This window comes from Variovorax soli, from assembly GCF_031454625.1.
GTDB lineage: Bacteria > Pseudomonadota > Gammaproteobacteria > Burkholderiales > Burkholderiaceae_C > Variovorax > Variovorax soli_A.
In genome coordinates, this window is sequence record NZ_JAVDRF010000001.1 from 154,709 (window position 1) to 169,992 (window position 15,284).

The 15,284-nt window shown below is 69.3% G+C and carries 17 protein-coding genes; 11 read left to right on the forward strand and 6 right to left on the reverse strand.

Annotated elements, in window-relative coordinates; translation table 11 throughout:
• Positions 1-21 precede the first annotated feature (21 nt).
• A complete protein-coding gene (locus J2739_RS00720; protein WP_309897782.1) occupies positions 22-522 on the reverse strand; it encodes a hypothetical protein in 501 nt (166 codons plus the stop codon).
• A gap of 111 nt (positions 523-633) precedes the next feature.
• On the opposite strand from J2739_RS00720, the gene J2739_RS00725 reads away from it, so the two are divergent.
• Positions 634-1,608: a LysR family transcriptional regulator gene (locus tag J2739_RS00725; RefSeq protein ID WP_309898684.1), complete on the forward strand. Its 975-nt coding sequence runs from the start codon at positions 634-636 to the stop codon at positions 1,606-1,608.
• On the opposite strand, the gene J2739_RS00730 is transcribed toward J2739_RS00725, so the two are convergent.
• Entirely contained in the window at positions 1,605-1,889 is a 285-nt protein-coding gene (locus tag J2739_RS00730) for a hypothetical protein (RefSeq protein ID WP_309897783.1), read from the reverse strand. The two genes, J2739_RS00725 and J2739_RS00730, sit on opposite strands and share 4 nt — an antisense overlap.
• A 14-nt stretch (positions 1,890-1,903) precedes the next feature.
• Between J2739_RS00730 and J2739_RS00735 the strand changes: the two genes are divergently transcribed.
• Positions 1,904-2,734: a metallophosphoesterase gene (locus tag J2739_RS00735; RefSeq protein WP_309897784.1), complete on the forward strand. Its 831-nt coding sequence runs from the start codon at positions 1,904-1,906 to the stop codon at positions 2,732-2,734.
• Positions 2,735-2,744: 10 nt separating this feature from the next.
• On the opposite strand, the gene J2739_RS00740 is transcribed toward J2739_RS00735, so the two are convergent.
• Both J2739_RS00740 and J2739_RS00745 read right to left on the reverse strand, forming a co-directional pair.
• A complete protein-coding gene (locus J2739_RS00740; RefSeq protein WP_309897785.1) occupies positions 2,745-4,286 on the reverse strand; it encodes an alkaline phosphatase D family protein in 1,542 nt (513 codons plus the stop codon).
• A gap of 8 nt (positions 4,287-4,294) precedes the next feature.
• Positions 4,295-5,875: a phospholipase D family protein gene (locus J2739_RS00745; protein ID WP_309897786.1), complete on the reverse strand. Its 1,581-nt coding sequence runs from the start codon at positions 5,873-5,875 to the stop codon at positions 4,295-4,297.
• A 92-nt stretch (positions 5,876-5,967) separates the two neighbouring features.
• Between J2739_RS00745 and J2739_RS00750 the strand changes: the two genes are divergently transcribed.
• From J2739_RS00750 to J2739_RS00765, 4 genes are all read left to right on the forward strand, one after another.
• Positions 5,968-7,197: a nucleoside recognition domain-containing protein gene (locus J2739_RS00750; RefSeq protein WP_309898686.1), complete on the forward strand. Its 1,230-nt coding sequence runs from the start codon at positions 5,968-5,970 to the stop codon at positions 7,195-7,197.
• 150 nt (positions 7,198-7,347) lie between these two features.
• Positions 7,348-7,791: a flavin reductase family protein gene (locus J2739_RS00755; protein ID WP_405053814.1), complete on the forward strand. Its 444-nt coding sequence runs from the start codon at positions 7,348-7,350 to the stop codon at positions 7,789-7,791.
• A 27-nt stretch (positions 7,792-7,818) separates the two neighbouring features.
• Positions 7,819-8,355 carry a BON domain-containing protein gene (locus J2739_RS00760; protein WP_309897788.1) on the forward strand — a complete coding sequence of 179 codons (537 nt, stop codon included), beginning with the start codon at positions 7,819-7,821 and terminating at the stop codon, positions 8,353-8,355.
• Between the two features lie 28 nt (positions 8,356-8,383).
• Positions 8,384-9,313 (forward strand): DMT family transporter, encoded by a 930-nt coding sequence (locus tag J2739_RS00765; protein ID WP_309897789.1) that lies wholly within the window; start codon positions 8,384-8,386, stop codon positions 9,311-9,313.
• 31 nt (positions 9,314-9,344) lie between these two features.
• On the opposite strand, the gene J2739_RS00770 is transcribed toward J2739_RS00765, so the two are convergent.
• Positions 9,345-10,235 (reverse strand): LysR family transcriptional regulator, encoded by an 891-nt coding sequence (locus J2739_RS00770; protein WP_309897790.1) that lies wholly within the window; start codon positions 10,233-10,235, stop codon positions 9,345-9,347.
• A gap of 87 nt (positions 10,236-10,322) precedes the next feature.
• On the opposite strand from J2739_RS00770, the gene J2739_RS00775 reads away from it, so the two are divergent.
• Entirely contained in the window at positions 10,323-10,547 is a 225-nt protein-coding gene (locus J2739_RS00775) for a hypothetical protein (protein WP_309897791.1), read from the forward strand.
• Between the two features lie 11 nt (positions 10,548-10,558).
• Here J2739_RS00775 and J2739_RS00780 read toward each other — a convergent pair whose 3' ends face one another.
• Entirely contained in the window at positions 10,559-11,581 is a 1,023-nt protein-coding gene (locus J2739_RS00780; protein ID WP_309897792.1) for a LacI family DNA-binding transcriptional regulator, read from the reverse strand.
• A gap of 136 nt (positions 11,582-11,717) precedes the next feature.
• On the opposite strand from J2739_RS00780, the gene J2739_RS00785 reads away from it, so the two are divergent.
• The 4 genes from J2739_RS00785 to J2739_RS00800 are packed head-to-tail and all read left to right on the forward strand — an operon-like array spanning position 11,718 to position 15,273.
• Positions 11,718-12,584: a dioxygenase family protein gene (locus J2739_RS00785; protein WP_309897793.1), complete on the forward strand. Its 867-nt coding sequence runs from the start codon at positions 11,718-11,720 to the stop codon at positions 12,582-12,584.
• A gap of 36 nt (positions 12,585-12,620) precedes the next feature.
• Entirely contained in the window at positions 12,621-13,385 is a 765-nt protein-coding gene (locus J2739_RS00790) for an SDR family NAD(P)-dependent oxidoreductase (protein ID WP_309897794.1), read from the forward strand.
• Positions 13,382-14,275: a beta-keto acid cleavage family enzyme gene (locus J2739_RS00795; RefSeq protein ID WP_309897795.1), complete on the forward strand. Its 894-nt coding sequence runs from the start codon at positions 13,382-13,384 to the stop codon at positions 14,273-14,275. Before J2739_RS00790 ends, J2739_RS00795 begins: the two co-directional genes overlap by 4 nt.
• Positions 14,272-15,273 carry a quinone oxidoreductase family protein gene (locus J2739_RS00800; RefSeq protein WP_309897796.1) on the forward strand — a complete coding sequence of 334 codons (1,002 nt, stop codon included), beginning with the start codon at positions 14,272-14,274 and terminating at the stop codon, positions 15,271-15,273. Before J2739_RS00795 ends, J2739_RS00800 begins: the two co-directional genes overlap by 4 nt.
• The last annotated feature ends 11 nt before the right edge of the window (positions 15,274-15,284 follow it).

The window sequence follows — 15,284 nt, forward strand, 5'->3', positions numbered from 1 at the left end:
TTTTTTTCGCGGGCGGCGCGATCAGTAGTGCTGGCCCAGGTTCACGCGGCGCAGCGCGGAGTACAGCATCGGCGCATTGGCGTCAGCGGAGCGCTTGGCGGCTTCCTCTTCCTGGCGCGTGCTGATCGCCTGCAAGTCGCGAAGAATGCGCGGGTCGAGCCGGGCGTAGGCCAGGAATTCCGCATCCGCGCGGGCCGCAGCGCGGCGTCGGGCGATGCCGCGTGCCGCGGACAGACCGCGAACCGCGATCGATCGGGCTGTGCTGGCGAAGAAGGCGATCGCCGCGAAGGCCACGCCCCACAGCACGAGCCAGGCGACGAGCAGACCGCCATCGTTCCAGGTCGACATGAGCTTGTCGGCGACGACGAGCAGCGAGGCGACGATGGCGCCCAGCAGCAGGGCTGCGAGGCCGCGCGCGCCGTCGAAGCTGCGCCCGGTGGCGCGGAGATGGTCGATGACGGCTTCCGCGCGGGCAACGCCCGGGTGCGTGGCCGGTTGTTCAACGTGGACAAAGCTGGTCATGGTGAAAGTCCCTCCTAGGACGACAATTGGCCGAAGCCGATGCATTGATACTAGTGATTTCCCTAGTATGTTTCTACTTTAGTTTCATGATGTCTATCATTCACCGTCATGATGGACGTCAACTTTCGCACGCTGGATCTCAACCTTCTCCGCGTTTTCGACGAGGTGATGGCGGAGCGCAACCTCACGCGCGCCGCGCGAAACCTCTCGATCACCCAGCCAGCCGTGAGCAATGCCCTGCGCCGGCTGCGCGAGACGCTCGGCGACGAGCTGGTGCGCCGCTCTGGTGCCGGGGTCGAGCCCACCCCGCGCGCAATGGCGCTGTGGCCGACCGTTCGCGACGCGCTGCGGCAACTGCAGCACTCGCTGGCACCCGGCGAGTTCGACGCGGCGGTCGCCGACGACACCTTCGTTCTTGCCATGGCCGATGCAACGGCGGCCGAGCTGGTCCCGGGCCTGGTCAGGATCGTCGAGGAAGAGGCCCGTGCGATCTCGCTGCGCGTGCTGCCGCTGACCACCCGGGACCCCCGGCGGCTGCTCGAAAGCGAGGAGGTCGACATGGCCATCGGCTACTTCCCGGCCGTGATCGCCAACCTGGCAGCGCGCGGCCAGTCCGATGCCGCCTTGCTGCCCTTCGAAACGCAGCGCCTCTACGTGGGCGACTATGTCTGCGTGATGCGCCGAGGCCATCCGCTGGCGGACGAGCCGCTGACGCTCGACGCCTTTTGCAGCGCGCGACACCTGCTGGTGAGCTTCTCGGGCCGGCCCTATGGCTTCATCGACCAGACACTGGGCGCGCTGCGACGGGAGCGGCGCATCGTGGTCACCGTGAACCAGTTCTTCACGGCCGGCCGGGTGGTGGCCAATTCCGACTTGCTGACCGTTCTGCCCCGCCATTTCGTCAAGGTGACGGGGATCGACGAGCAACTGGTGCTGCGCGAACTGCCTTTCCAGCAGCCACGGGTCCACGTGGATGCCATCTGGCATCGCCGGACGCAGCATGGCCATGCCCATGGCTGGTTGCGGCAGGCGCTGTTGCGCTCCGCGCGGGCGGCTTTTGCCGGGGCGCCGGGTGGACCCGATTAGCGAACGACGCTGAGCCAGGCGCTGGCGGCCGCGCGAAGTTCCCGGGCCTGGCGAGCGTTCATGCCGGCGCGGGAATCCGCACTCTCCATCAGCGCCGCAGCAGGGCTGGGGGGAAGCTCGGACGATGCGAAACGAAACAGGCGCGCCACCTGTGCAAGAAGACTGAACATGATGCATGCGCGGTCCAAAGCCCGCGCCGGAGTGAAGTTGATCTCGAAGATAAGGGTTTTCCCCAGTATCCAGAGCCCCAGGTTATGCGCTTGGCGCATGAGGATATTCACCTAGACTGACCACGATGAAACTGCAGCTGCTCTCGGATCTGCACCTGGAAGTGCATCCGCAGTTCCAGATCTCGCCCACGCCCGGCGCCGATCTGCTGATTCTTGCCGGCGATATCGGCTCGTACCAGGCTGGATCACGGCTGGTCGAACCCGATTTCGGGCTCACCCGTTTTTCCCCCCGGCACGGCTGGCCGACGCCAGTCCTCTACGTCCCGGGCAACCACGAGTACGACAACGCCGACTTCGATGAGACGCACGCGCGCCTTCGCGCCCTTTGCGACGCGCTCGACATCCAATGGCTCGAGCGCGAGAGCCGCGTCATCGGCAATGTGCGCTTCGTCGGCACCACCTTGTGGGCCGACTTCGATGCCCTGGTGGAGCCCGGCGACAGCATGACGGAGGCCCTGCGAAAGCGCGGCAAGGCCATGCGCGCCGCCAACTTCTATCTGGAAAAAGCGCTGACGCAGCGGAACGGCGAGATCTTCCTCGCAGAGCCCCTGAGAGAGCACTCACTGACGTGTCAGGCCTGGTTGCGCCACGCATTGGCCGAGGACTTCGAAGGCCCCACCGTGGTCATCACGCATTTCGCGCCGACGCTCGCCAGCGCCGATCCGCGTTACGGGCTGAGCCCCGGGACCGCAGGTTTCTGCAATACGCTCGACGACTTGCTGCCGCGCGCCGAGCTTTGGCTGCATGGACACCTGCACTGCGCCTTCGACTATGTGAAGGACGGGTGCCGGGTCGTGGCGAATCCGCTGGGCTATATCGGCAAGGGCGAGCAGGAGGGCTTCAGGCCCGACCTGCTCATCGAGGTGCCGCCCAGGCGGCCGGATCGAGCGGCCTGAGGGTCCGGGCTCAAGCCGGCTTCACGCCCGCGTGGCCGGTCTCGATCGCAAAGCGCGCCTGCGTGTGGAAGCGCGCATCGGCGACCACGGGATGCGCGGTCGCGCGGAATTCGCAATGCATGGCGGTCGGCGTCGCCTCGATGAAGGCGTAACCGCGCTCGTCTCCGCGGGCATGGATCACGTCGGGGTTGTCGCGTCGCAACCAGTCCATCGAGGTCCGGCTGGCGCCGCGCGAGCTGATCGAGCCACCGACGAACTCGCTCGCGACCACCGCCGACGCCGTGTCGTTGGGGACCACGCGCAGGTCCGCCGCCACGAACCGGTGTACGTCGCCGCCCAGCACCACCACGTCGCGCAGACCGGCGTCGGAGATCCCCTGCAGCAGCTGGCGCCGCGCCTCGGGATAGCCGTCCCAGCCGTCGGTCCAGAACTGGCGGCCTCGCGGCGCCTCCAGGCTCGTCGGGCTCATCTGCGTGGATTGGCCCAGCAACTTCCATTGGCGGTCCGAGCTTGCCAGGCCCTGGGCCAGCCACCTTGACTGCTCGGCGCCGAGCATGGTCCGCGACGGATCCGCCAGCGCTTCGCAGCCGATCACCAGTCGGCCCCAGTCACGTGCCGGATCGGCGCAGGCATGGTGACTGCGGTACTGCCGGCAGTCCAAGGTCCAGAGTTCGGCCAGCCGGCCCCAGGCGAAGCGGTCGTGGATGCGCATGGCCGCGCCCTGCGGCGGCACCAGCAGCGGCATGTGTTCGAAGTAGGCGCGGTAGGCCGCGGCGCGCCGGGCCAGGAAGAGCCCGGGCTCGGTATACGCCGGGTCGCGGTCGTTCGCATAGTCGTTGACCACCTCGTGATCGTCCCAGGTCATGACCCACGGATGCGCCGCATGCGCGGCCTGCAGGTCGGCATCGCGCTTGTAGAGCGCATGGCGCGCTCGGTACCCGTCCAGCGTTGCCGGGATGGGCGCCCCATGCCGGCGCGCCTCGGGCGTCTGGCTGCTGCCTTCGTAGATGTAGTCGCCGACGAAGAGCACGAAGTCGATCTCGCGCGCCGCGATCTCGCGATGCGCGGCGTAGTAGCCGTGCTCATAGTTCTGGCAGGACGCAAGCGCAAGGCGCAAGCGCTGCACCGGCGCATCAGGGGCGGGCGCAGTGCGCGTGCGGCCCACGGGACTTTGCGCGTCGCCGCATCGGAAGCGATACCAATATTCACGCTGCGGCACGAGGCCCTGCGCATGGACATGCACGCTGAAGCCGCGCGCTGCCTCGGCCTGCACTTCGCCTTGCGCCACCGGGCGCCTGAGCTCGGCGTCGCCGAACATCTCGTAGCGCACGGTGCAGCGCTCCAGGCCTTCGAAACCGGGCTCGTCCTCGGCCGCGAGCCGGGTCCAGAGCACGACGCTGTCCGGCCGCGGCTGGCCGCTGGCGACACCGAGGGTGAAGGGATTCGAGCGCCAGCGCGGCGCCGGCTGCGCGTGCAGCGGGCGGACCGCGGACCACCCGCAAAGGGCGAGCCACAGCGCGGCACGGTTCAGATCTCGACGGCGAATGTCCATGGCGCTTTCTACAGCAGTTCCTCGCCCACCCAGGGCGACATCAGCCAGTTCTTGAAGCGCAGCCAGAAATAGCCGCCGGGCTCGTCGTCGTGCACGATGTCGTTGCCGTCCGCGTCGAGTTCCAGCCATTGCACATGGCCGCGATCGGGCGAGAGCCGCAGCCGGTAGGCGACATTGGCTCTGCTGGTGCCGCCGATCAGCGTGTTGTAGTCGGCAACCAGCTCCGGACTGTCGATCAGCAGGCCGGCCTCCGTGTTGACGGTTGCCGAACGATGATCCATGTTCATCGAGCCGATGAAGAGCCGGCGATCGTCGATCACCGCCAGCTTGGCATGCAGCCGGCTGATCGAGCTGCCGAAGTTGCCGAACTGGCCCGATTTCCCGGTGATCCCGGGCGCGATCTCGCGGATGGTCACGCCGATCCGGAGCATCTCGGCGCGGTAGCGCGTGTAGCCGCCATAGACCAGCGGCTCGTCGGTCGCCCCCAGCGAATTCGTGACGAGAAAGATCCTGCCGGGCTGCCCGCCCGTTGCCCGCCGCATCATCGCCATGCCGCGCTCTCCGGGGACGAAGTAGGGCGAGACGATGGTCACGCCGCGGCGCGCCGAGTCCAGGGCTCGCAGGGCGCCCTCGGTCACGCTGCCGCTGAAGGCCGCTGCGTCGTTCCCGCGCGCGATCTTGCCGGGCTCGTCGACATAGAACTGCGCCGGCGCCCACCGCAGCGCCAGCGTGCCAGCCTCCAGCTGCTGGCTGACGGAACTGCGCTCCATCACGTCGCGCGGGCGCAGCGGCAGCCCGGTCAGGCCGGCGCGCGCCGCCTCGTCGAAATGCCGGCGCGCAGCGTCCGGCGCCGGCGCGCGCGCCACCACGTTGCCGACCGGGCGCACCTGCTCGCTGTTCCAGTAGCGGTCGAAGCCCTTCGACATCTCGCGCACGACCGGGCCGCAGGACAGCACATCCATGTCGATGAAATTCGCGGCGCTGCTGCGCATGAAGTATTCGCCGGCGATGTTGCGTCCGCCCGTGACGGCACAGCTGTTGTCGGCCACCAGCAGCTTGTTGTGCATGCGGTGATTGATGCGCCCGAACTCGTGCAGCGAGAACAGGAAGCGCGCCGAGAGCGATGCGGCGCGCGAGGGCAGCGGATTGAACAGGCGCACTTCGACACCGGGATGAGCGGCCAGGCCCAGCAGCAGATCGTCCTGGCCGCCGGTGTAGAGATCGTCGATCAGCAGCCGCACGCGCACGCCGCGCGCGGCCGCATCGCGCAGCTCGCGCAGGAAGAGCAGCCCGAGCTCGTCGCTGTGGATCTGGTAGTACTGCACGTCCAGCGACGCCTGCGCCTGCCGGATCAAGGCGATGCGCGCATCGAAGGCGAACTCGGCTTCCGGCAGCAGCCTGAAACCGGACATGTCCGGCTGTCCGGCCGCCTCCCCGGCGGCGCTGACCCGCGCCAGACGCGTGCCCGACACATCGGTCAATGCGTGGCTGGCTGCGGCCGGCACCATTGCAGGCAACGTGGCGCAGCCGCCGAGCCAGACGGCGGCCAGGCACGAGAGGGCGATGCGCGATCCGGAGAGCTTCGGCATGCGCCGCAATGTAACGCCACGCCGCGGCACGTTCGGCGGCGCCGCCTATGATCGCGCGCATCTTCGAAGGACGGCGGCAGCAAGGGATACGCGTGCTCAACGGCTTGTGGCTCGGTTTTTTTCTCGCGGCAGCGCTGGCTGCGTTTTCGCGCTGGCTGATCGGCGGCGATGCCGCGGTGTTCGCCGCCCTGGTCGAAAGCCTGTTCGCCATGGCCAGGCTTTCGGTCGAGGTGATGGTGCTGCTGTTCGGCACGCTCACGTTGTGGCTGGGTTTCCTGCGCGTCGCCGAAGCGGCCGGGCTGGTGGCCGGGCTCGCGCGGCTGCTAGGCCCGTTATTCCGTCGGCTCATGCCCGAAGTGCCCGCCGGCCATCCGGCGCTCGGCCTCATCACCATGAACTTTGCCGCCAACGCACTGGGGCTGGACAACGCGGCCACGCCCATCGGCCTGAAGGCGATGCGCGAGCTGCAGCGGCTCAATCCCAGCGCGACCACGGCCAGCAACGCGCAGATCCTGTTCCTGGTGCTCAATGCCTCTTCCCTCACGCTGCTGCCGGTCACCATCTTCATGTACCGGGCGCAGCAGGGCGCGGCCGACCCGACCCTGGTGTTCCTGCCCATCCTGCTGGCGACCAGTTGCTCCACGCTGGTGGGGCTGCTCTCGGTGGCCTTCGTGCAGCGGCTCAGGTTGTGGGATCCGGTGGTGCTCGCCTACCTGCTGCCGGGCGCGCTGCTGCTGGCCGGCTTCATCGCGCTGCTGGCCACGCTCTCGGCCGCCGCGCTGGCCTCGCTGTCTTCGCTGCTGGGCAACCTCACGCTCTTCGGCATCGTGCTCGTCTTCCTTCTGGCCGGGGCGCTGCGGCGCGTGAAGGTCTACGAATGCTTCGTCGAGGGGGCCAAGGAGGGCTTCGACGTGGCGAAGAACCTGCTGCCCTATTTGGTGGCGATGCTGTGCGCGGTCGGCGTGCTGCGCGCTTCGGGCGCGCTGGACATGGTGCTGGCCGGCATCCGCTGGGCCGTCGGCCTGACGGGCTGGGACGCGCGTTTCGTGGACGCCCTGCCCACGGCGCTGGTCAAGCCCTTCTCCGGCAGCGCGGCACGCGCGATGCTGATCGAAACCATGCAGAGCCATGGCGTCGACAGCTTCGCGGCGCGCCTTGCGGCCACCATCCAGGGCAGCACCGAGACCACCTTCTATGTCCTGGCCGTCTACTTCGGCGCGGTCGGCATCCAGCGCGCCCGACATGCGGTCGGCTGCGCGCTGCTGGCCGAGCTGGCCGGGGTGCTGGGTGCGATCGGCGTGGGCTACTGGTTCTTCGGCTAGCGGCCGTCGTCATGTTCAAAATTCGTGGCGACAGCGGCGCGCGAGGTGATCGGCCAGAATAGCCCCTCACTTCACGGCTTCCCAGTGACCGCTCCTGCCCAGGCGAAACCGCCCTCCTTCACGACCGATGAATTTCGCGAGGCCCTGGGCATGTTCGCGACGGGGGTGACCATCGTCACCGCGCGCGCGGCCAATGGCAGGCTGGTCGGGCTCACCGCCAACTCCTTCAACTCGGTGTCGCTCGATCCGCCCCTGGTGCTGTGGAGCCTGGCGCGCAGCGCGGCCTCGATGGCCGCGCTCAGCACCGGTTCGCACTACGCGGTGAACATCCTGGCGGCGGACCAGAAAGACCTGGCCGAGCGCTTCGCCACCAAGGACGTGGACCGCTGGGCCGATGTCGCATTCACCGAAGGCGTGGGCGGGGCGCCGGTGCTGGCGGGCGCTGCGGCGAGCTTCGAGTGCTTCAACCGCAGCCGCTACGACGAGGGCGACCATGTGATCTTCGTCGGCGAGGTCGAGCGCTGCGGGCACAGGGCGGGAGCCTCGCCGCTGCTGTTCCATGGCGGGCACTTCTACACCGAGCACCCGCTGTAATCCGCCCAGGCGGGCTACGATCGACGCATGCCCTTGCGTCCCCCCAGCCCGCCGCCGCGCGCAACACTGCTGCGCCATGCTGCGGCGATGGTGCTGCTCGCCATCACGGGTGCGGCGGCCGCGCAGCCCTCGGCCAGGCTCGACAAGAGGAACTGGTTCGACGATCCCTTTTTCCAGGTCTCCTCCGGCCTGCGCGCTTGCCCGATACCCGAAGGTCCGCTCTACACCGCCGAGGAGCGGCGACAGCAGATGCATGCGCGGCTGGAGCGCGGCACCAGCTGCTGGCTCGAAGGCCGCTGCAAGGACAGCAATGCCTACGGCTACGACAAGCGCATCGCACCCCAGGTGCAGGCTGCCCTCGCGGCCGTGCCGGGCGTGCAACGCGCCAGCGTCTGGGCCGTGGTCCAGCGGCGCTGGGTCTACCTGCAAGGCTGCGTGCCTTCGCGCGCGCTGGCCCGGCGCCTGCAAGGCGCGGCACGCGCGGTGCCCGATGTGGAGCTGGTGGTCGATGACCTCATGGTGGGCACGCGGGGCAAGCCGCCTTATCCGGTTGCCGTGCGCTGAAGCGCAATCACCGAAACGAGAAGGACGAATGATCGAACGCAAGAACCACCTCGACACCCGAGCCACCACACTGCTGCTCGCTTGCTGCGCCTTCTGGGGCCTGCAGCAGATCCTGATCAAGACCACCGTCGGTGAGGTGCCGCCGCTGTGGCAGGCGTCGATCCGCATGAGCGGCGCGGTGCTGCTGCTGTGGCTGTGGTGCCGCTGGCGCGGCGTGCCGCTGTTCGATCGCGACGGCACCCTCGGCGGCGGCCTCCTCGCGGGCCTGCTGTTCGCGGCGGAGTTCGCGTGCATCTACATCGGGCTGCAGCACACCAGCGCCTCGCGGCTCACGGTGTTCCTCTATACCTCGCCCTTCGTCGTCGCGCTGCTGCTCCCGCGCTTCGTGCCCGCGGAGCGCTTGCGCGGGGTGCAATGGCTGGGCCTCGCGCTGGCCTTCGGCGGCGTGGTGCTGGCTTTCGGCGAGAGCTTCGGGCACAGCAGCTCGCGCCAGCTGTTCGGCGATGCGCTGGCGCTGCTCGCCGGCGTCGCATGGGGACTCACGACGCTGGCGATCCGCACCACGCGGCTCGCCACGGCCAGCGCCGAGAAGACGCTCTTCTATCAGATCGGCGTCACGGCGGCGGTGTCGCCGCTGCTGTCGCTCGCGCTGGGCGAGCGCTGGAGTTTTTCGTACTCCGGCTATGCCTGGTTCTCGATCTCGCTGCAGACCGCGATCGGCGCCTTCGCGAGCTACCTGGCCTGGATGTGGATGCTCAGGCACTACCCGGCCACGCGCATTTCTTCCTTCACCTTTCTCACGCCGCTGTTCGCTCTGGTCTTCGGCGTGGTGCTGCTCGACGAACCGCTCACGCTGCAACTGGTGTCGGCGCTGGCGGGCGTGGCGTTGGGGATCGTGCTGGTGAACCGGAGGGCCGGCCCGAAGGTGCAAGCCGAATCCGTCAGCCGCGCAAATTGAGCAGGCCGATCACCTGACCGTCCCTCGTCGCTCAGGCGAACTCCAGCAGCGTCTCGATCACCCGCTGCGTGGCGCCGTCGAGCGTGCCGTGCGCGCGGTACGCAATGGCCAGGTGGCGCGTGAGCGGCGGGCTCAGCGGCCGCGTCTGCACATGCTCGCCGGCGCCGGCGACCGCCCCCTTGTCGGGCGCGGGCAGCAGCGCGACGCCGTAGCCCGCGGCCACCAACCCTCGCATTGCGACGTCGTAGTCATGCTCGATGCGCGCGCGCGGCGCGAAGCCGGCGCGGGCGAACCACTCCATGGTCAGCGCATACATGCGCGAGCCCGGCTCGTTCATGATCAGCGGATGCTGCGCCAGCCAGGCCGGCGTCGCGCGGCGCGGCACCTGCCAGCGGGCCGGCAGGAAAGCCATCATCGAATGCTTGCGCCAGGGGGTCAGCCCCAGGCCCGGCACCGCCGGCTGCGGCAGCGCGATGATGCCAAGGTCCAGCGTGCCGGCCAACACGCCGGAGACCGAATAGTCCGAGCCCAGGAAGCTGGGCGTGAGCACGATGTCGGGGTAGCGCTCGAGCAGCGCATGGAACACCGGCGGCAGCAGGTCGACCACCACGCTGGTGGTGCTGCAGCCGATGCGCACCCGGCCGGCCAGCCCCTGGTGCTGGCGCCGTACGGCGTCGATGGCGTCGTCCGCGTCGCGCAACAGGCGCCGGCCGCGTTCCACCAGCACGGCGCCGGCCGCCGTGGGCGTGACGCGCCGCGCGCCGCGCACGACCAGCGGTGCGCCCAGGCGCGACTCGAGCTCGCTGACATGCAGGCTCACGGTGGGCTGCGCCAGGTGCAAGGCCTGCGCGGCGGCGGAGAAGGTGCCGAGATCGGCGATGGCGACCAGGGTGCGGAGTTGGTCGAGGTTCAGCTGGCGCATCAGAAATCCTGATTGAAGGCCTCAGAAATCTCAACTTCCACAATAGCATGCGGCGACGCACCATCGCTCTCCATACAGGAGAAAGCGATGGCACTGAAGATGCACTTGCCCACCTTCGGGCCTCTGCGGACGATGGGCGACTGGCTGGCCCGCGCGACGGCCAGCCGCCGCGCGAGACATCGGGCCGGGGCGCTGAAGACCATGAGCGAGTACGAGCTGCGGGACCTCGGCATCGGCCGCAGCGAGGTGCCGGCCCTGATGCGCGGCACGGCAGACCGCCGGCAGGGCCATGCCGGCGGAACCGGTTCGTAGCTGGGCCCCGATCAGGAGATTCTTCGCGTCGACTCGCGCACCACCAGCTCGGGCCGCAGCACCACGGTGGAAGCCGACAGCGACTTGCCCTCGATCTCGTCGAACAGCATCTCGGCCGCGCGCCAGCCCAGCTCGCGATGCGGCAGACGGATGGTGGTCAGGGGCGGATCGACCATGTCCACCAGCGGCATGTCGTTGTGGCCGGTGATCGAGATGTCCTGCGGCACGCGCAGACCCTGCGCGCGCAGGAGGTCGTAGGCGCCCAGGGCGACGAGGTCGTTGCAGCACACCACGGCCTCGGGCCGCTCGTTCTGCGCCAGCAGCTGCGCCATCGCCAGGCGGCCGGCCTCGCGGCTGTAGCTCTCGCATTCGGCCACGCAGGCCAGCTCCAGCCCGCGGTCGCGCAGCGCCTGCTCCACGCCTTGACGCCGTGCCACGCCGGTGGGCACGTTCTGCGGCCCGGCCAGGTGCGCGATGCGCCGATGGCCGGCCGCGACCAGATGGTCCACCGCCAGCTTCATCGCCAGCCGGTCGTCGCTCACCACTGCGGGTAGGCGCCCGCTCTCGTCGGCGCGGTTCACCAGCACCGTGTGCATGCCGGCCTTCTGCAAGTAGCCGATGAGCGGGTCGTCGCGCATGGCGATCGCCATCACCAGGCCGTCGACCTGCTGCGCCAGCATGCGCTCTACCACGGGGCGGGCCAGCGTGGGGTCCATCACGTTGGTCACGAACACGAAGTAGCCGCGCGCCGCGGCGCTGGCCTCGATGCCCTGAAGGATGGGCGGGAACACCGGGTTGGTGATGTCCGGCACCAGCACGCCGATGGTGTGGGTGCGGCCGGTACGCAAGGCCGAGGCGGCGCGGTTGGGCCGATAGCCCAGGCGCCGCGCCGCCTCCTCGACCACGTGCAGCACCTCCTCGCTGATGAGGCTGCGCTTGTCCGGGCTGAGGGCGCGCGAGACGGTCGACACATGCACGCCGGCGGCCTGCGCGACATCGCGAATGGTGACGGGGGACGGCGTGGGTGCGCTCATGCCATGCAAACGATTAATTGATCCATCCCCGAGAGTATCGCCCCGCCTTCTCTGCGGCTTCTCGTAAACCCCGATTTTGCGGAATCTTTCCTGAACCGCATAATTTGCAAACGTTTGCAGACCACCAAGATCCCCCATGAACATCGTGACCACCCCCGATTCCGTGCTCCACATGGCGACGGCCGCCATGTCCCGCACGCCCGATGAGCGCCTGCGCACCGTGATGGCGTCGCTCACCCGCCACCTGCATGCCTTCGTCCAGGAAGTGCACCTGAGCGAAGAGGAGTTCGAGCAGGCGCTCGACTTCATCGTCCGCATCGGCCAGGCCACCGGCGAAAAGAAGAACGAGGTGGTGCTTGCCGCCGACCTGCTGGGGGTCTCCACCCTGGTCGCGCTGCTCAACAACCAGGACCCTCAGGGCGAATCCGCGGCCGCGCTGCTCGGGCCCTTCTGGCGGGCCAACGCGCCGCTGTGCCGGGCCGGCGAATCGATCGCGCGCGACGACACGCCGGGCGTGCCGCTCGAAGTGACCGGCGTGGTCCGCGACACGCAGGGGCGGCCGGTCGCAGGCGCCATCGTCGATGCCTGGCAAGCCTCGCCCGCCGGCCTGTACGAGAACCAGGACCCGCAGCAGGCCGACATGAATCTGCGTGGCCGCTTCGAGACCGATGCCGAAGGCCGCTTCCACTTCCGTACCGTCCGCCCGGCCGGCTACCCGGTACCGACCGACGGGCCCTGCGGCGTGCTGCTGAGCGCACAGCAGCGCCATCCCAACCGGCCGGCGCACCTGCACTTCATGGTGAGCAAGCCGGGCCACAAAGTGCTGATCACGCAGGTCTTCGCCGACGACGACGAGAACCTGGAGAGCGACCCGGTGTTCGGCGTCACGCGCCGGCTGATCGGCCGCTTCGAGGCGCAGCGCGACGGCCTCGCGGCGACGCTGCAGCACGACTTCGTGCTCGAGCCGGGGGAGATGAAGTTCCCGCGTCCGCCCATTCCCTGAATTCCCTTCATCGCACTTGCACCGCGTTCCCATCGCATGAGCTTCGATCCCACACCCCGACTCGACGGCAAGGTGGCCGTCATCACCGGCGGCCTCGGCGCCATCGGCTATGCCACGGCGCAGCGCCTCGCCGCGCTCGGCGCCAGCTGCGTGCTGCTGCATCGCGGCACGGACGACGCGGCGAAACGCGCGGCCGCACTGCCCGTCGCAGAGGGCCAGCACCATGCCGCGCTGCGCGCCGACATCGTGGACACGCCCAGCCTGCAGAAGGCCGCGGTCGAGGTCGCGGCGCTTCACGGCCGCTGCGACATCCTCGTCAACAGCGCGGGCCATACCCGGCCGGTGGCCGCCGCCGACCTCGACGGCCTGACCGACGAGCTCATCGACGAACTGATGCGCGCCAACTTCCGCGGCGTGTTCGCCACCATCCGCGCCTTCGCGCCGCTGCTCAAGGCCAGCGGCGACGGGCTGGTGGTCAACATCTCCTCGATCGCCGGCTTCACGGGCGTCGGCAGCAACCTGGCCTATGTGGCCGCCAAGGCCGGGCTGGACGTGGTGGGCGACGCGCTGGCCAAGGCGCTGGCGCCGGCGGTGCGCGTGGTCTCGGTCTCGCCGGGGGCGGTCGAATCCGGCTTCGTGCCCGGCCGCGGTGAGGACTTCAAGGCCAGGATGGCCACGACCACGCCGCTGGGCCGCATCGGCAAGCCCGAGGACGTGGCGGCCACGGTCGAGGCACTGGCGACCACGCTGCGCTTCGTGACGGGCACGCGCATCGTGGTCGATGGCGGGAGGCACCTGTGAACACCGCCAGGACCCTCATCACCTGCGCAGTGACGGGCAATCTTGTGAAGCCCGAGCAGACGCCGCACCTGCCCGTCACGCCCGCGCAGATCGCCGACGAATGCCTGGCCGCGGCCGAGGCCGGCGCGGGCCAGGTGCACATCCATGTGCGCGACCCCGAGAGCGGGAGGCCTTCGATGCAGGTCGAGCTCTACCGCGACGTTGTCGACCGCATCCGCAAGCAGGACCGCGCGCTGATCATCAACCTCACCACCGGCCCCGGCGGCCGCTTCATCCCGAGCGAGGACGATCCCAAGGTCTACGCGCCCGGCACCAGCCTGCTGCCGCCCGAGAAGCGCGTGGAGCACATCGCGCTGATCAAGCCCGACGTCTGCTCGCTCGACCTCAACACCATGAATTCCGGCCCGGACGTGGTGATCAACACGCCGAAGAACGTGCGCCGCATGGCCCGGGTGATCCGCGAGGCGGGCGTGAAGCCCGAGCTCGAGATTTTCGACTCCGGCGACATCCATATGGCGCTCGACCTGATCGCCGACGGCACGCTCGAGGGGCCTGCCATGTGGACCCTCGTGCTGGGCGTGAAGTACGGCTTCATGCCCACGCCGCAGACGGTGATGTACGCGCGGGACATGCTGCCGCGCGGCGCCTTCTGGAGCGCCTTCGGCATCGGCCGCATGGAGTTCCCGATCGTCGCCCAGGCCTGGCTGCTGGGCGGCCATGTGCGGGTGGGGATGGAGGACAACATCTACCTCGCGAAGGGCGTGCTGGCCGAGAGCAATGCGCAGCTGGTGGCCAAGGCGCGCGACATCATCGAAAGCCTGGGCGGCGAGATCGCGAATCCACGCGAGGCCCGCACCATGCTCGGCTTGGCGGGAGCGGCCGCGCGATGAATGCAGTCCTGAACACGGCGACGGCCGCCCGCGCCGTGCGCCTGCATGAAAAAGTCGCGCAGCTCGATGCCTTGAAGCTCGACATCGCGGCGCAACCCGAGCCTGCCGCCAGGCCCGGCTTCGCCGTGGTGCGCGTCGGCGCCGCGGCGGTGAACCCCAGCGACGTCAAGGCCAGCCTGGGCCTGATGCCCCAGGCCGTGTGGCCGCGCACCCCGGGCCGCGACTTCGCCGGCGTGGTGGTGGCAGGCCCGACCTCATGGGTGGGCCGCGAGGTCTACGGCTCGGGCGGCGACATCGGCATCACGCGCGACGGCTCCCATGCGCGCTTTCTCTTGCTGCCGGTGGCCGCCTTGCGCGATCGTCCGCGCAGCATCTCGATGGACGAGGCCGGCGCCGTGGGCGTGCCCTTCGTCACCGCCTACGAAGGCTTCCGCCGCAGCGGCATGCCGGGGGCCGGGCAGACGGTCCTGGTGCTGGGCGCCAACGGCAAGGTGGGCCAGGCCGCGGTGCAGCTCGCCGCGCAAGGCGGCGCGCGCGTGATCGCGGTGCAGCGGCGCGCCGGGCCTTTCGAGGGCTTCGCCTGCGGCCCGGTCGAGGGGATCGATGCCGGCGCGGGCGATGTCGCCGCACAGGTGCGCGAGCTCACCGGCGGCCGTGGCGCAGACATCGTCTACAACACGGTGGGCAGCGCCTACTTCGAGGCGGGCAACAAGGCGATGGCCAAGGGCGCCACGCAGATCTTCATCGCCACGCACGACCGCGCGGTGCCCTTCGACATCTTTGCGTTCTATCGCGGCATGCACACCTATGTGGGCATCGACTCGCTCGCGCTGGACTGCGAGGCCGCCACCGCGCAGCTCGACGCGATGCGCGAGGGCTTCGAGCGCGGCACTTTGAAGCCCTTTCCGGTGGCACGCGCCTTCACCCTCGACGAGGCTGCGGACGCCTACCGCCTGGTGCTTTCCGGCAGCACCGACCGCGTGGTGCTGCGCCCCTGAAGCCACGAACA

Coding starts and splice junctions, on each gene's coding strand:
- J2739_RS00720 (WP_309897782.1), bottom strand. CDS start 522: ATGACCAGCTTTGTCCACGTTGAACAACCGGCCACGCACCCGGGCGTT.
- J2739_RS00725 (WP_309898684.1), top strand. CDS start 634: ATGGACGTCAACTTTCGCACGCTGGATCTCAACCTTCTCCGCGTTTTC.
- J2739_RS00735 (WP_309897784.1), top strand. CDS start 1,904: ATGAAACTGCAGCTGCTCTCGGATCTGCACCTGGAAGTGCATCCGCAG.
- J2739_RS00740 (WP_309897785.1), bottom strand. CDS start 4,286: ATGGACATTCGCCGTCGAGATCTGAACCGTGCCGCGCTGTGGCTCGCC.
- J2739_RS00745 (WP_309897786.1), bottom strand. CDS start 5,875: ATGCCGAAGCTCTCCGGATCGCGCATCGCCCTCTCGTGCCTGGCCGCC.
- J2739_RS00755 (WP_405053814.1), top strand. CDS start 7,348: ATGTTCGCGACGGGGGTGACCATCGTCACCGCGCGCGCGGCCAATGGC.
- J2739_RS00760 (WP_309897788.1), top strand. CDS start 7,819: ATGCCCTTGCGTCCCCCCAGCCCGCCGCCGCGCGCAACACTGCTGCGC.
- J2739_RS00765 (WP_309897789.1), top strand. CDS start 8,384: ATGATCGAACGCAAGAACCACCTCGACACCCGAGCCACCACACTGCTG.
- J2739_RS00770 (WP_309897790.1), bottom strand. CDS start 10,235: ATGCGCCAGCTGAACCTCGACCAACTCCGCACCCTGGTCGCCATCGCC.
- J2739_RS00775 (WP_309897791.1), top strand. CDS start 10,323: ATGGCACTGAAGATGCACTTGCCCACCTTCGGGCCTCTGCGGACGATG.
- J2739_RS00780 (WP_309897792.1), bottom strand. CDS start 11,581: ATGAGCGCACCCACGCCGTCCCCCGTCACCATTCGCGATGTCGCGCAG.
- J2739_RS00785 (WP_309897793.1), top strand. CDS start 11,718: ATGAACATCGTGACCACCCCCGATTCCGTGCTCCACATGGCGACGGCC.
- J2739_RS00790 (WP_309897794.1), top strand. CDS start 12,621: ATGAGCTTCGATCCCACACCCCGACTCGACGGCAAGGTGGCCGTCATC.
- J2739_RS00800 (WP_309897796.1), top strand. CDS start 14,272: ATGAATGCAGTCCTGAACACGGCGACGGCCGCCCGCGCCGTGCGCCTG.